This window comes from uncultured Methanobrevibacter sp. (assembly GCF_947169325.1).
GTDB lineage: Archaea > Methanobacteriota > Methanobacteria > Methanobacteriales > Methanobacteriaceae > Methanocatella.
In genome coordinates, this window is the sequence record NZ_CAMVPN010000062.1 from 1 (window position 1) to 15,452 (window position 15,452).

The window sequence follows — 15,452 nt, forward strand, 5'->3', positions numbered from 1 at the left end:
CCATATGGTATACAAATTTTATTTTATTCAAGATATAATATAAAGATTACCTATGGAAAGTTTTAGAAAAGTTTATAAAGTATAATAAAACAAAAATTTTTTAAGAAAAAAGGGGGTAAAAGTAATACTTTTTAAAACTCTTTAAACAACATCAGAACTAAAAATAATAAATTATTACCAATAAAATCAAATTAAAAAATATATAAACCTATTTAATAACAATAATATCCCCTTTGAATTGGAAATATAGAAAATAAGCTAAAATAAAAAATTATTACTTTTAAAACTCTAAGTAATAAAACCAAAAAAAGTAATACTAATTTTCAACTAAAAAAATTAAGCTGCATTTATAAATAAAATGAAATAAAAAATAATAATATTATGCAACTTGTAGCAGATGTTGGAGGAATGCCTGGAAAAGATTGTAACGGTTTTTGCAAATACTGTTACTTCAGAAAGGTAAAGGAAATTAAAAGTTTTGGCTGTGCACATTGTTTACCCAACAAGATTGGATGTGAACGATGCAGTAAGGGAATTAGTGAAACCCAAAGTGCATTTAAAGCCCCTTATGAAGTAATGAACGAAGTGCAAAGCGCCTTAATGATGAACATGGGGCGAGGCGAAATAAGTGCATACATCAGCGGTGGAGGAGATATAAGCTGCTATCCCCACCTTGAAGTGCTAACTGCAAACTTAAATCAATTTTCAATACCTTCAGTCTTAGGATATACCTGCGGAAAGGGAATAAGCGATTCGGAAGTTGCTGCAAGATTAATTAACAATGGTGTGAAGGAAGTCTCATTCACTATTTTTTCATCCGACCCACAACTCAGAAAGGCATGGGTCAAGGACAAGTACCCTGAAGAAGCGCTTAACGCCTGCAAGATATTTTGCGAAAACATCGAGCTGACAGGCGCAGCAGTAATAATTCCAGGCGTCAATGACGGGGACGTTTTAAGGCAGACATGCAATGACCTTGAGCAGTGGGGTGCCAAAGGAATGCTTTTAATGAGATTTGCAAACACATTCAATGAAGGATTGATTCTTGGCAATGAACCTATCATCAAAGGAATCGAATCACAGCCTGTTGAAGAATTTGCAGACCTTGTAAAGCAGATTAATTCCGAATATAAATTCAGAGTGAGCGGCACTCCATTATGCGATCCAGAAACCGGAGGTCCGTTTGCTATAGCAAGCGATGAAAATGAAGTATTTCTGCAATTCATCAAACCGATAACCGGCGAAGCAACAATAATCACCTCCAAAATTGCAGAACCATTTATCTCAAAAATATTCAGCAGGTTAGAAACCGGAGACAATGTCAATGTCGTTGCTGTTGAAAAGGAGATAGCATGCCTAATCACCAAGGAAGATTTGGAACAGGTAGACCTAAGCGAAATAAAGGATACCGTAATCATACCTGGAAGAGCATTTGTCCATCAGCTTGATGCAGAAAGGATTTTAAGTGCGGACGGCGTTGAAAGATTGGTCGGCCGTGGTCCGGATACATTAAGCGTTGACGGAGAGTTGAGCATCGACATGACAGATGAAAACGTCATAGAAAGAGAACTGGAACAGTTTAACGATTTAGTGGATGCAGTCAACTTCTTCGGAATGAGAAGACTATAAAAAAAAGAGATTAGTTTGAATCCTCAACAAGAGAACTCTCACTATTGATTTTAACTAAAATATAGTCATACATGAATGACTTTTTAATTTCAGCCAATTCTGATAATTTTTTGCCGTCAATAATCACATTAGCTATGACATCAGCATATTTATCATAATTTAGCTTTACGCGAACACCATCGAGCTGAGATGTTACCGGCGCTGGAGAAATTACATGCTTTATTTCCCTTACCTGATTTTCAATTGCATTTTTTACAACGATGGATGGCACGAGCGGTGGGTCAAGAGTCATTTCACGTTTTTTATCATTCAATATTTTTTCAGTGGTTTCAACCAGCTTTTCAAGAGCACGGATATCAGGACCTCTTCTGAGCCTTCTTGGAATCCTGCCGAGATCTCCGACATATGCATCTGCACCAGGAAGCTCTTCCACATCGATATCTGGTGCACCGGTCACGATAACCGGAATGTCAATGTCATCATATAAAAATGATTTTTCCTTAATGCAGTTTTCGAAACTGCCCAATGCGAAAATAGCAATGTCATGCTCTTCAATAAGACTTTTTTCCTCTTCAGTGATTCCTGAAGTGCCTTTTCCATCACCTCTGGCAAGACCAATCATATTGTCCTTTGCACCATACTCACGCAAATATTCTGAAATGTCACATGCCGCATGAGGCAAATGGTGTCTTGCAAGGGTTGGGGAAACGATAGCTATTTCAGAACCAGCCATTGGAGCAACTGATAATCTGCCAAGCAAATCCTTTGATTTGACTTCAATCTTGTCAACGTCTTCCAAAGGAACGGCAATGTTTAAAACCAGCTCCATCTGCTGAATGCTTTCCTGAAGAATGAATCCTCCCAAGTCTTCAATCAGCTCTTTAATTTCTTCACTTTTGTGAACTCCACCGGTAAATGTTAATGTTTCATACATATTAACAACTCTCAAAAAATGCAATTACAATGATTTAATATATACTATTATATCTATATTAAACTTTCTAAAATGGAATACCTCACTTCAATTCTTTCAAAAGGATTTTTTGAAATGCCCCCATGAGATGGAATTTCAACCAGATTAGCGTCTTCAGTGACAATATCTTTAAGATAATCCGGATATATCACATATTTGAAATCTTCATCGTTAATGTCAAATCCCATATCCAGAACAATGTCTCTTAAAAACTCCGAATAGACTTTAACGCTGATGCCTGTTTTGAAATCTGAATTCAGATACTTTTCTGCAAGTTCATAATCCCTGAAATATTCCAGAATGTCATCGTCTGAAAGTTCACTTGAAGCGATTGCTGAGACTTTCCTGATGCTTTCGAATATCTGTGAAGGAGTGTTGAGCTTTATCGGCAGGGCATCCATTTCCACTTTGCTTTCAGAAAGCAGGATTGCCAAATCACCATCTTCCTTTTTAGGGTGTTTGTTTACGACATACTCTTCAATGCCTGCCAGTTTCACTATCTCTTCACACATTGGTGTTGTGACGATTTTCATGAATATTATTATATAATTATTTAAATATAAATTACTTCATGAAAGTCACATTGAGTTTGGAAACGACCGTCAGTGAGGACGTCTCGATTATGGTCGATGCACTTAGAGCAAGCACAACAATGACATTGGCACTTGACAATTTCGAAAAGGTAATTCCATGCTTTAGCCCTGAGGAGGCATTTAAGCTTAAGGATGAACTTGGAGGAGTCATTGCCGGAGAGCGTGGAGGTGCAAAGCTTGAGGGATTTGACATCGGAAACTCTCCAACGGAAGTTGAGGATTATGAAGGTGATGAGACAACTTTGATATTGACAACCAGCAACGGAACAAGAATTCTTGAAAATATGAACTCAAAGGTTCTTGTAGGAAGTCTTGTGAATGCAAAAGCGGTCGGAATCAAGTCTGGTGAAATCGCTGAAGACCACATTGACGTCGTGATGGCAGGAGTTAGAGGAGAATTTGCACTTGAGGATTTTCTGGCATCAGGAGAAATACTTTACTGGATCTGTCAAAGTTTAGGAGAATATGAAATAAGCGAACTTGCTAAAGCAGCAATTATTGCAAGCAGAGACCATAACTCCTTAAAATCAGGATTTTACAATTCCAGATCCGGAAAACGCTTGGCCAAACTAGGATATAAAAAAGATATCAACATTTGCTGTCAAAAAAATATCAGCGAAAATGTGGCGAAATATGAAAATAATGAATTAACTTTATATAGGTAGATTTCATAATATTATTAGTTAAAATAAATTTATAAAAGAAGTGTTATTTTTGAAAAGAGAATGTTTAACAATAATAGGTACTGCACACGTATCCGCAAACAGTGTGGAAGAAGTGAAGGATGCCATCTATGAAAAGCAGCCTGAGGTAGTAGCTATTGAGCTTGACATGGGAAGATATACAAAGCTCAAAAATCAGATGATAGGCATTGAAGAAGATGACACCATATCAGTTACCCAGATTATAAAAGAAAACAAGGTAGGATTATTCTTTACCACAACCCTTTTAGGATATTTCCAGTCCAAAATTGGAGAAGACGTGGAAGTCAAACCTGGATCAGAAATGGTCGGTGCCATTGAAGCAGCAGAGGATTTGGGAATTCCAATAGCCCTAATTGACAGAAACATAGGCACAACATTGCAAAGGGCATTAAACAAAATGGGATTTATAGAAAAATCAAAATTCATATTCAGCCTGATAGCTTCAGTGTTCGGATTTGGGGATGATGAGGAAGTGGACATTGAAGAGCTGAAAAATCCGGATAATATCGATGATTTAATGGAAATGTTTAAGGATGAAGCCCCAAGCGTTTATGAAGTTCTGGTTAAGGAAAGGGACGCATATCTTGCCGGAAGGATACTCCAGATACCACAGGACAAAGTGATTGCCGTCGTTGGAGCAGGCCACAAACCTGGAATTGAAAAATATTTGGATAACCCTGAAACATTGCCGCCACTTCACCAATTAGAAATAATCGATGAGAAAAAAGGCATTCCATGGGTTAAAATCATTTTGGCAATGATACCAATCTTGTTTGTTGTGATATTTTTTCTGGCATATTTTAATGGGATAAACATAACATGGAACATCTATGAATTTGTTGCGATAAGCATGATAATGGGCTTTATCGGATCAATTGTTTCAGGATCCAAAATACAGTCCGCCCTTGTTGGAGGATTGGTTGCACCATTAACAATAATTCATCCATTGCTTGCAGCAGGATGGTTTTCAGGCCTGACTGAAGCAAAATACAGAAAGGTAAGGCAAAGTGACATTTCAAACTTGGCAAAAATAGAAAGCTTTAAAGACTTATGGCACAACAACATCTTTAGAATACTTCTGGTAGTGATAGGAACCAATCTAGGAGTCAGCATTGCTACTTTGGTGATTTTACCGTCAAAAGTTTTCATACCATTATTCATGAAAATATTTGGCGGATAGTGATAATTTTAAATAATATATTAATAAAATAATAATTACTATAAAATATATTGGAAAAGAAATCATGTATCTTATATTTCGTTGCGACTGCGGTCGAGTACTATATGCAAAAAAAGGAGTGGCAACCCGAAAATGCGTTTGCGGGAAAACTTTGAAGGTCAAATCAAGGAGAATCTTCAAAAAGGTTGCTACAAGAGAAGAGGCTTCCCTTGCAGTTCAGCAGATGCAAGATGAGATATATGGAAACACTGACTTTCAAAGAGCCAGTGAATTATAAGTTTTAACGGTTTGTTAAAAATGATTGGAACGACACTCGAGATAATTATAATATTAATTTTAATAATACTTACTGGATATTTATCAATGGCAGAGCTTGCCGTTGTATCGATTAGAAAAGCAAAAATGCAGAAATACCTGGATGAAGGGAATGAAAATGCCCAAATTGTTTTTGACTTATTGGAAGACCCTAATGAATTTCTGTCAACTGTCCAAATTGGAATTTCATTGATTGGTGTTCTGACAGGTGCCTTCGGTGGAGTAACATTGGCCGAACCTCTTTCAAAATACATTTCATTTATTCCATACAGCGAACCGATCAGTGTTGCGATTGTTGTCATCGTCACCACCTATCTGACATTGGTTGTTGGGGAAATTGTTCCAAAAGTAATTGCATTGAATGACCCTGAAGGAATTTCCTTGAAAGTTGCAAAAAGCATGGTGGTTCTTGAAAAGGTTTCAAAACCTGTCAGCTTTATTTTAGCCAAATCCAGCAGATTTCTTTTATGGCTGCTGAGAATTGAAGATAAAACTGACGATATTGTTACTGAAGAAGAAATCGAATTGATGATTAAGGAAGGAAGAGAAGACGGAACCATTGAAAAAGAGGAAGAGGATATCATCAAAAGGGTTTTCAAACTTGATGACCAAAAGGTCGAAAGCATAATGACCCCTAGAAATGAAATCATATGGATTGATTTAGAGGACGACAGGGAAGAGAATAAAATAAAAATTATTGAAAGCAAAAGGTCAATCTTTCCGATTGCATCCGGAGAACTTGATGATTTCATAGGCGTTGTCCAGGCAAAAGATATTCTTTCAGTGATGTTTAGTGATGATGAATTTGATGTGCATAAAATTGTAAAAGAACCCTTAGTGGTTTCTGAGCACTTAGAAACATTGGAATTGCTTAAGGAACTTAAAGAAAATCAGGAATATGTTCATATGGTGCTTGTCGTTGATGAATTCGGAAGCGTTGAAGGACTAATCACCTTAAACGATTTGCTTGAAGGAATCGTTGGAGACATTCCTGGAATTGACGAAGAAGACGAACCTACGGCAATACAAAGGGCTGACGGAACCTGGTTAATCGATGGAAGATATCCTATTGACAGATTTAAAGAGTTATTTGAGTTTAAAGATTCACTTCCTGATGAGGAAGAAGACAACTATACCACCTTAGCAGGATTCATCCTCAGTATAAGCGGCACAATTCCTGATGAAGAGGATAAATTCGAATGCGGAAGATTTATTTTTGAAATCGTAGATATGGACGGCCATCAAATCGATAAGGTCATTGTTACCGATTTAGGACCCGAAGAAGAAATTACAGAGGAATAAAAATGGACGGATCAATAATTATTCAACTTGTTTTATTGATAGTGGGATTTGTATTTTTAATTAAGGGATCTGACTTTTTTGTAGATGGTGCAAGCAGCATAGCTTCAATATTAAAAATACCTACAATCATTGTCGGTTTGACAATTGTGGCTTTTGGAACAAGTGCTCCTGAAGCTGCAGTTTCAATTACATCTTCCATAACCGGAAGCAATGCAATGGCAGTCAGTAACGTTATCGGAAGTAATCTGTTTAACATGCTAATGGTTATCGGTATTGCAGCATTGCTCAGCGAATTGTTGATGGAGAAAAAAGTTCTTGATTTCGATTTGCCGTTCCTTGTTGGAATAACAATATTATGGGCAGTGTTCATATTTATAGGCTGGGACATTACCAATATCGAAGGTATAATTTTACTTGTTATATTGGTTGCCTACATTATTTATCTTATCTATACCGCCAGAAAATCAGATGACGCAAATAACGTTGAAAAGCCAAAATTCGGCCTTCCGAAAAGCATATTATTCATAGTTGTAGGGCTTGTTGGAATAGTGCTTGGAGGAGATTTGGTTGTTGACAGCGCTTCAGCTATAGCAATAGCATTCGGAATGAGTGAAACATTGGTAGGTTTAACCATTGTTGCAATAGGTACCTCTTTACCGGAACTTGTAACTTCAATCACTGCTTTAAAGAAAGGAGAAAATCAGCTGGTCATAGGTAATGTGATTGGATCAAACATCTTCAACATTCTGTTTGTATTGGGTGCAAGCAGTGCCATAAGCGCAATACCTCTTGACTCAAGCATGATTATAGACGTCATATTCATGATATTCGTTACAGTATTGTGCTTCATATTCGGTAAAACACAGGACAAATACGATAAAAAAGAAGGTGCGATTTTAATATCATTATTTGTTGTCTATATGGCCTTCGCAATCTGGAGAAATTATTTCCCTTTTTAATTCACAGGCCTTGCAGACATTTGATGAAGTCGGCTCACCACAGACTTCACATTCATTCAGGCTTGTTGAAATATCATTTTCAAAAGTTAAAATCTTTTGAAATGATTCCATCACATTATTTTTTATTCCAGGATACTTATCCTCATTAACGTTTAAAAATTCCTTGATTTTAGCCCTTAGGGACAGATCCAACTAAGGACACTCATCCAGGTGAATGTCAATGTCATTCAATATTGCCCACATGCCCACTTCCTTCCCGGGAGTGTTCCACAACGGCTTGATTCTTGGAACCAGTTTCGGATGAATCACATCGAGTTCAGGCCCGAATTTGGAAAACTTTATAGTGTCACCGCGAGCAAAGCTCATCAAAAATGATTGAATCTCATCATCAAGATTATGTCCCGTTGCTATTTTGCATGCTCCCAGTTCATAAGCCGTTTTATTTAAAATATTTCTTCTGAAAACACCGCATGGGATGCAGGCGCTTTTAAAATCCTGATAAATGTCATCCAGGCAAAAGCCCTCTTCATCCTTAAAAGATTTTTGTACAAGCTCAACATCCAGTTGGCGAGCATTGTTTACGGCAGAATCAATTCCATGCTGCCTGTATCCTTCAATTCCCTCATCAACGCTGATGGCAACCATGTCAAAATCCAAAAATTGCTGATAATTCTTTAGGGCATGCAGAGTCAATACACTGTCCTTTCCTCCTGACAGCGCAACGGCAATCAATTCGCCTTCCTTAATTAAATCATAATCAGAAATTAAAGCATTGATTCTTGTAAAAATCTTTTCGTTGAATTCTTCCTTGTTTAATTTTACCATTACTAAATTAATTTATAGAAAGATAAATAAATAATTTTACCAGGTGAAAAAAATGATTACATGTGATTTCGCAATACTGCCTGTCGGAACCGAGACTACCGAATGCAAGGATTATGTGACTGCCGCTGTCCAGTCAATTAAGGATTCAGGACTCAATTACCAGTTGACCGGAATGGGAACACAGATTGAAGCTGAAAACTTAACTGAATTATATGAAGCAATAGCAAATGCACAGGAAGCAATATTCAAGTTAGGTATCGGCAGAGTTTATACAGTTATAAAAGTTGATGACAGAAGAGATGTTGAAAACCGAACTCTGAACGCTAAAGTTGACACAGTTAATGAAATGTTAAAATGAAAAAAAAAAGAAGTTAGAATTTAATCTAACTCATCGGAAGCCTTTTTAACGGCTTCTATTACCAAATCCAAATCTTCATTGGTTAGGGAAGGATGAACCGGAAGGGAAATAACATTGTCTGCAGCAAGTTCAGCATTTGGACAATTTCCTTCAATTCCCAATGTTTTGTAAATTGGTTGATTGTATAATGGAATCGGATAATGAATGCCTGTTCCCACACCGCAATCGTTAATGATATCTACCCAATCATCCCTATCGCCTTTTTCTACTCTGATTGTGTACTGGTGATATACATGTTTTGCTTCCGGAGCGCAGAACGGAGTGATTACTCCATCGACATCTTTCAAACCGTTGTTTAAATATGCGGCATTTGCGATTCTTTTATCGTTGAAGCCGTCAATCTTATCCAATTGCGCAAGACCGATGGCCGCTGAGATGTCTGTCATTCTGAAGTTGTATCCGATATAGTCATGATGATATCTTACGGTAGCTCCATGGGCTCTGAATATTTTGGCGTTATCTGCCAAATCCTCATCATCGGTTGTGATGATTCCTCCTTCAGAGGTTGTCATGTTCTTTGTAGGATAGAAACTGAAACAGGACATGTCTCCCATGCTTCCAACCTTTTGGCCATTGTAACATGCGCCATGCGCCTGAGCAGCATCTTCTATTACAGTCAAACCGTATTTTTCTGCAATCTCATTGATTCTCTCCATATTTGCTGATTGACCATATAATTGAACCGGCAGAATCGCTTTGGTATTTTCAGTTATCACCTTTTCAATGGAATCCGGATCGATTGTATATGTCTCAAGGTCTATATCTGCAAATACAGGCTTTGCGCCAGTGTACAATATTGAGTTTCCGCTTGCAATGAATGTAAACGGAGTGGTTATCACTTCATCGCCTTCGCCAATTCCACATGAAAGCAATGCAACATGCAATGCGGCGGTTCCTGAGTTAACGGCAATACCATATTCTGCTCCAACCCATTCTGCAAAGTATTCTTCGAATTCCTCTACTTTAGGGCCTTGAGCAATCATGCCTGATTTTAGAACTTCAACCACATTTTCTATTTCTTCATCTCCAATTATCGGTTTTGCGATAGGAACTTTAATATTTGACACTTTAATCACCAATAAGATTTAAATTTACAATAATAATATTTAAATTTAATAATATTTAAAACATTACTTAGATTAATTTAAAAAAAAGAGTGAAACAAATGGATGAATATAAAATTAAAAGTATTGAAGAGGGATTGACAAAAATCGAATTTCCGGAATTCGATAAGATTTCATCTGAAGCACCGGTATTCTATAATCCCCACATGGAACTAAACAGAGATTTATCCATACTTGCAATCCAAGTATTTCAAAAACAGGAAGAGCGAGAAATAAACATTTGCGATTTATTCGGAGGAAGCGGAATCCGTGGCGTTCGCTATAAAAATGAGATTGACGGAGTTGGCAACGTTTGTATAAATGACATCAGTGAAGTTGCAAACCATTATGAAAGACACAACATCGCACTGAACAATTTAGAGGATATTGAAGTACACCAACATGACGCAAGCATGTTTTTGAGGATGAAAAGAGGAGAATTCGATGTTATAGATATTGATCCGTTCGGAACCCCTTCACCATTTCTTGACTCAGCAGGATACTGCGCCCGCAGAAAATCACTGCTGTGCGTAACCGCTACAGACACTTCAGCATTATGCGGAACATATAAGGAACCGTGCATTCGAAAATACAACGCCAAACCTTACAAAAGCGAGTACTGCCATGAAACAGGCATAAGGATATTGGCAGGATTTGTTGCATTGACACTTGCAAAATACGCAAAGTGCATTGAAGTCAAGATGTCCCACAGCACTGAACACTATATGAGATTGTACATTTACGTAAAGAAAGGTTCCAAAAGAACTGATGAATCACTGGAAAATATGGGATATATCAGTCATTGTAAAAATTGCCTGCACAGGCAGACAAGCCTTGGACTTGCAAGTTCAATCGAGGATACCTGCCCAGTCTGCGGTGAAAAGCTAATTCATGCAGGTCCTTTATGGTTGGGAGACATTCAGGACAGTGAATTTATTAAAAAAATGATTGAAGAAGTAGAATACAAAAAAATAAATACTGAAAAGCAAGCATTGAAGTTGCTGAACAGCTGCTTAACCGAAGCCGATGCCCCAGCAACATTCTATGACGTTCACAAAATCTGCAAATCCCTGAAAATCAGTGCACCAAAACTGGACCTGATTTTTGATGAAATTGAAAAAGAAGGGTTCAAGGCCGTTAAAACACATTATAGTCCAATAGGAATAAAAACTGATGCCAGCATTAAAGACATTCAAAATGTACTTCTTAAATTATGCGAAGACGAATAAAGATTTTTTAAAAATATCCTTGAATTTTAGAATGTAATGTAAAAATTATTGAAATTAATGGACATTGATAAAAAAATAAAAAATTACCAATAAACTTAATATTTAATATTTCATTTTTAACTAAAAATTATAAAAAAATTAGAATAAACTACAAATAATTAGGAATACTTTTAAATATTATGAACAATACAATAATGTATAATATTATTTGCAGTTGAAAAAAACTAATAATTGAAATTAATATAAGGGAGATAATATAATGGTAAAAACTAAAGACAATGTCATAAAACTTGACGACACAGACATTAACATTCTTAAAATCATTAATGAAGATGTTAGAACATCTTACAGGCAAATATCCCGAAGTCTAGATGTTTCTGTAGGTACTGTTCACAACCGTATTGACAAAATGGTCAAATCAGGAGTAATCAAAAAGTTCTCCCCTGTAATCGACCATGAAAAATTAGGATTCGTCCTAACCACCATTATCGGCGTTAGAGTAAAAGGTGGAAAACTCAAAAATTGGGAAGAAAAGACATTCTTCAATAAAAATGTCGTTGGTATTTACGATGTTACCGGTGAATACGATGCATTTTTAATTGCTAAATTCAGAAACACCAATGAATTGAACGCATTCATCAAAGAATTGTTAAAAGACCCAATTATAGAAAGAACCTATACTCAAACAGTATTGGACGTTATTAAAGAAGATATGGGATCTTCAAACATCTTATAAAATTCCATAAGCAGTACAATATTTACTGCTTTAAACTATTTTTATTATTATTGAACATGTGTTAAAATTAAACTCTAATTTTATCAAAATTTTGTAAAAAAACTTATTTTTTGAAGGCGATTTCAAAAATTTGCTCAAACAACATAATTATAAATATATAAATAAAAAGACATAACAAATATACTTATATTCTAATAAAAATTTCGAGGTTATTAAATTGGCTGTATGCTTACCCGACACACAAGACGATGCTCCAAGTATACCTATTAAGTTAACCAGAGTAGGTGTGACCGGAGTTAAGAAACTATTGCAATTAGAAAGGCAAAACAAAAGACCTATAATATTACTGCCTACTTTTGATGCATTTGTGGACTTACCAAATGATCAAAAAGGGGTGCACATGTCCAGAAATCCAGAAGCAATCAGCGAAGTTCTAGAAGCTGCCGCTGAAGATTCAACTGTGGATGTGGAATCATTATGTGCTAAAATTGTTGACTGCATGATGACAAAACACGAATATGCAAAACGTGTTGAAATATCAATGACTACAGACTTTATGTTCATGAGAGAGTCACCAGTGACCAAAAAGAAAAGTCAAGAAATGGCTAAGCTAAAAGCAAAGGCCGTTGGCCTAAGAGATGATGACGGTAATGTCAGCATCAGAAAAAGTATCGGTGCTGAAGTCATTGGGATGACTGTTTGTCCTTGTGCACAAGAATCTGTGCGCGAATCAGATAAAAATAAATTATTAGAATTTTTGGATGAAGAAACAACACAAAAAGTGTTGGATACTGTCACTTTTGCTTCACACAATCAGAGGGGAGTTGGAACATTACTTATGGAAGTTCCGGAAGACAAATACGTTAAAGCAGAAGACCTTATTGACATTATTGAAACATCCATGAGTTCTCCAGTGTGTGAATTATTGAAAAGGCCTGACGAAAATGCAACCGTCCTGAATGCTCACAGAAAACCTGTTTTTGTTGAAGACTGTGTGAGAAACATGATGGAAATGATTGCAAACAAATACTCCGATTTCCCTGACGACACATTAATTACATCACGTCAGGAAAACCATGAAAGTATTCACAGGCACAATGCATATGCAGAAAAGGTAACCACAATGGGAGAACTTAAAGAAGAATTAGGCATTAAATAGGATTTGATTCAATGAAAAAAACTTATGAAATTGCAGGACAAGTCATGGGATTTTTTGATGCATTCAAAGGGTCCAGACCTGCGATTGACAATGACAGAATTTTGATTGTCCGAGGAAGATCCAGAAAAGCAATCCCTCTTGATGATTTTGATGCCAAACTCACCGAAATTGGTGAAATCCTTGGCGGAACCGAGTTGGCACCGGATTCAGATAAGCTAGATGAAATCCTAAAAGAGGGTGACAAAAACATACAGGAAAGCAAGATAACTACTAATTCAGTAGATTCACACGGATTCATGAGAGTTCAGGAAGACCTGGAGTCCATGGGACTTGTAGTCGAATACAAAATATTCGAGCTTCCAAGCTTTGACGTCATCATTGCAATCTGGGAAGACAAAAACGAAATTCCTCCTCTTTATGTAGAGGTTACCGTATCTGAGCATATAAATTAGCATGACAACTATAACTAAAGAAGGTATTCTCCAGATATTGACTGCAACAGACAGTGAAATAATTGATTTCATGGCTGAAACCGCAAAATATAGGGAGAATAATCTCATTACTTTTTCTAAAAACATTTTCATACCATTGACTGAAATCTGCAGAAATGACTGCGGATACTGCAATTTTAAAAAGAATCCCACAGATCCAAAAGCGATAATTCTTAAAACCAAAGAAGAAATCTTAGCTGATTTGAAGGAAGCCGAAAAGTATGGCTGCACTGAAGCATTGTTTGCCTTTGGAGAAGATGCGGATGAAGAGGAAATCGTTCAAATCAAGCTTAAGGAATACGGCTATGACAAAATGATTGACTATATCGTTGACGTCTGCCGGATGACCTTGGATGAAACCTCATTGCTTCCCCACACTAACGGAGGCAATTTCAGTTATGAAGATTTGAAACGCTTGAAGGAAGTTAATGCATCAATGGGTTTGATGCTTGAAAACTCTTCAAAAAGACTGATGGAACTTCCTGCACACAACAAAAGTCCCGGCAAAAATCCGGAACTTAGAATAGAAACCATTGAAAATGCAGGAAAGCTTAAGATTCCATACACCACAGGCATTCTAATTGGAATTGGAGAAACAAAAGAAGAAATTGCCGAATCGCTTTTAACCATCAGAGACATTTATGACAGATACGGGCACATCCAGGAAGTCATCATCCAAAACTTCACACCAATTCTAGGAATTGAAATGGAAAGCTGGGCCGAACCAAGCTTTTTGGATATGGTGCGAACAGTAATTGCAGGAACTCTGCTGTTCAAGGATACTGACATCAGCATACAGGTGCCTCCGAACTTAAACAAGGATACCGCCCAAATATTCCTGTTATGCGGTGCTGATGACTGGGGAGGAGTCTCACCGGTAAGCCCAGACTTTGTAAACATCACTTCACCATGGCCTGGAATCGATGAACTTGAAAAGCTAACGCAGGATGCAGGATTTGAATTGACCGAAAGACTGTGCGTTTATGAAAAATACATTAACGATGACTGGCAAAGCGCATACGTTTTAGAAAAAATAGCTAATCTATCCGAGCATCAATAACAACATGTTCCACACCAGGAGCATATTTCTTTATTCTATTTACTTTTAAGATTTCAACATCGCGATTGCCTGCCTGGGCAACGATTCTTTCAATCGGCCGAGTATCCATCAGCTTTTCGGGAACAGTTTCATGATAGTGCAGAATTCCCCCTTTGTTCAGGCTATCGATGGCCACCTTAAGATAGTGATGTGTTGTTTTGACATATCCCATGACTATGCGGTCCGCCTTATATTGAGGAGTGACCTGCATGCAATCCCCCAAAATCGGAGTGATATTGTCAATCCTGTTCAATTTGATGTTTTCGCACAGGTAATGATAGGAATTGGGATTTATTTCTATTGCATAAACATTCTCGGCATTTGAATGAACCCCAATAGGAATTGAAAAGTAACCAATGCCTGCAAACATGTCAATTACGGTTTCACCATCCTCAACCAGTTTGGCAATCCTCAGGCGTTCGTTATTGTTGCCTTTAGACCACATTACCTTAGCCAAATCCAACTTAAACAGGCAGCCATTTTCTTTGTTTATTGTCTCTGTTTCGCTTCCAAAAAGAATTTTATAAACCGGCTCCCTTTTAGTGCCTTGAATATGGCCTATTTTCATGATTGTTTTGACATTATGTTTTTTTGACAGATTCAAATAATCATCATTACCGTAACTGCTATCCAAAATTAGAATATCGCCGATTTTTTTATATTTCATTTAGACACCTTTTGAAAGAAAAGTTTATATATGCAAATAGCTAATATTAATATTGTTAGTTTATACTAAT

General features: G+C 36.8%; 16 protein-coding genes and 1 pseudogene. 12 read left to right on the plus strand and 5 right to left on the minus strand.

Annotation, left to right across the window (positions count from 1 at the left end; translation table 11 throughout):
* The first annotated feature begins 381 nt into the window (after nt 1-381).
* Nucleotides 382-1,629 (plus strand): methyl coenzyme M reductase-arginine methyltransferase Mmp10, encoded by a 1,248-nt coding sequence (gene mmp10, locus Q0W26_RS08730; protein ID WP_298524014.1) that lies wholly within the window; start codon nt 382-384, stop codon nt 1,627-1,629.
* Nucleotides 1,630-1,639: 10 nt separating this feature from the next.
* Here mmp10 and Q0W26_RS08735 read toward each other — a convergent pair whose 3' ends face one another.
* Together Q0W26_RS08735 and Q0W26_RS08740 are read right to left on the minus strand one after the other, a co-directional pair.
* Entirely contained in the window at nt 1,640-2,563 is a 924-nt protein-coding gene (locus tag Q0W26_RS08735; protein ID WP_298524017.1) for a methanogenesis marker 7 protein, read from the minus strand.
* 53 nt (nt 2,564-2,616) lie between these two features.
* Nucleotides 2,617-3,135, minus strand: a complete 519-nt coding sequence (locus Q0W26_RS08740; protein ID WP_298524020.1) for a hypothetical protein — start codon at nt 3,133-3,135, stop codon at nt 2,617-2,619.
* A 38-nt stretch (nt 3,136-3,173) separates the two neighbouring features.
* Between Q0W26_RS08740 and comB the strand changes: the two genes are divergently transcribed.
* The 5 genes from comB (at nt 3,174) to Q0W26_RS08765 (ending at nt 7,655) form a co-directional block, all read left to right on the plus strand.
* Nucleotides 3,174-3,860: a 2-phosphosulfolactate phosphatase gene (gene comB, locus Q0W26_RS08745; RefSeq protein ID WP_298524023.1), complete on the plus strand. Its 687-nt coding sequence runs from the start codon at nt 3,174-3,176 to the stop codon at nt 3,858-3,860.
* Between the two features lie 40 nt (nt 3,861-3,900).
* Nucleotides 3,901-5,079, plus strand: a complete 1,179-nt coding sequence (locus tag Q0W26_RS08750; protein WP_298524026.1) for a TraB/GumN family protein — start codon at nt 3,901-3,903, stop codon at nt 5,077-5,079.
* A 64-nt stretch (nt 5,080-5,143) separates the two neighbouring features.
* On the plus strand, nt 5,144-5,356 hold the full coding sequence (locus Q0W26_RS08755) for a DUF1922 domain-containing protein (RefSeq protein WP_298501393.1): 213 nt from the start codon (nt 5,144-5,146) through the stop codon (nt 5,354-5,356).
* Between the two features lie 20 nt (nt 5,357-5,376).
* Entirely contained in the window at nt 5,377-6,696 is a 1,320-nt protein-coding gene (locus Q0W26_RS08760; protein WP_298524029.1) for a hemolysin family protein, read from the plus strand.
* Nucleotides 6,697-6,698: 2 nt separating this feature from the next.
* Nucleotides 6,699-7,655 (plus strand): calcium/sodium antiporter, encoded by a 957-nt coding sequence (locus Q0W26_RS08765; protein WP_298524032.1) that lies wholly within the window; start codon nt 6,699-6,701, stop codon nt 7,653-7,655.
* On the opposite strand, the pseudogene Q0W26_RS08770 reads toward Q0W26_RS08765, so the two are convergent.
* Nucleotides 7,602-8,480 (minus strand): annotated as a pseudogene (locus Q0W26_RS08770) (TIGR00269 family protein). The gene Q0W26_RS08765 and the pseudogene Q0W26_RS08770 overlap by 54 nt on opposite strands.
* Before the next feature lie 52 nt (nt 8,481-8,532).
* Between Q0W26_RS08770 and Q0W26_RS08775 the strand changes: the two are divergent.
* Nucleotides 8,533-8,838: an MTH1187 family thiamine-binding protein gene (locus Q0W26_RS08775; protein ID WP_298524034.1), complete on the plus strand. Its 306-nt coding sequence runs from the start codon at nt 8,533-8,535 to the stop codon at nt 8,836-8,838.
* Between the two features lie 20 nt (nt 8,839-8,858).
* On the opposite strand, the gene Q0W26_RS08780 is transcribed toward Q0W26_RS08775, so the two are convergent.
* Nucleotides 8,859-9,965 carry a DegT/DnrJ/EryC1/StrS aminotransferase family protein gene (locus Q0W26_RS08780; protein ID WP_298524037.1) on the minus strand — a complete coding sequence of 369 codons (1,107 nt, stop codon included), beginning with the start codon at nt 9,963-9,965 and terminating at the stop codon, nt 8,859-8,861.
* Nucleotides 9,966-10,063: 98 nt separating this feature from the next.
* Between Q0W26_RS08780 and Q0W26_RS08785 the strand changes: the two genes are divergently transcribed.
* From Q0W26_RS08785 to cofG, 5 genes are all read left to right on the plus strand, one after another.
* Nucleotides 10,064-11,230, plus strand: a complete 1,167-nt coding sequence (locus tag Q0W26_RS08785; protein WP_298524040.1) for a tRNA (guanine(10)-N(2))-dimethyltransferase — start codon at nt 10,064-10,066, stop codon at nt 11,228-11,230.
* 259 nt (nt 11,231-11,489) lie between these two features.
* Nucleotides 11,490-11,966, plus strand: coding sequence for an Lrp/AsnC family transcriptional regulator (locus Q0W26_RS08790; protein WP_067044706.1), 477 nt, complete (start codon nt 11,490-11,492; stop codon nt 11,964-11,966).
* A gap of 217 nt (nt 11,967-12,183) precedes the next feature.
* Nucleotides 12,184-13,125, plus strand: a complete 942-nt coding sequence (gene mptA / locus Q0W26_RS08795) for a GTP cyclohydrolase MptA (protein ID WP_298524044.1) — start codon at nt 12,184-12,186, stop codon at nt 13,123-13,125.
* An 11-nt stretch (nt 13,126-13,136) separates the two neighbouring features.
* Nucleotides 13,137-13,577, plus strand: coding sequence for a DUF2120 family protein (locus Q0W26_RS08800; RefSeq protein ID WP_298524046.1), 441 nt, complete (start codon nt 13,137-13,139; stop codon nt 13,575-13,577).
* A gap of 1 nt (nt 13,578) precedes the next feature.
* Nucleotides 13,579-14,676, plus strand: coding sequence for a 7,8-didemethyl-8-hydroxy-5-deazariboflavin synthase subunit CofG (gene cofG / locus Q0W26_RS08805; protein ID WP_298524048.1), 1,098 nt, complete (start codon nt 13,579-13,581; stop codon nt 14,674-14,676).
* Here the strand turns inward: cofG and Q0W26_RS08810 are convergent.
* On the minus strand, nt 14,654-15,382 hold the full coding sequence (locus Q0W26_RS08810; protein ID WP_298524051.1) for a class I SAM-dependent methyltransferase family protein: 729 nt from the start codon (nt 15,380-15,382) through the stop codon (nt 14,654-14,656). The two genes, cofG and Q0W26_RS08810, sit on opposite strands and share 23 nt — an antisense overlap.
* Nucleotides 15,383-15,452: the final 70 nt, after the last annotated feature.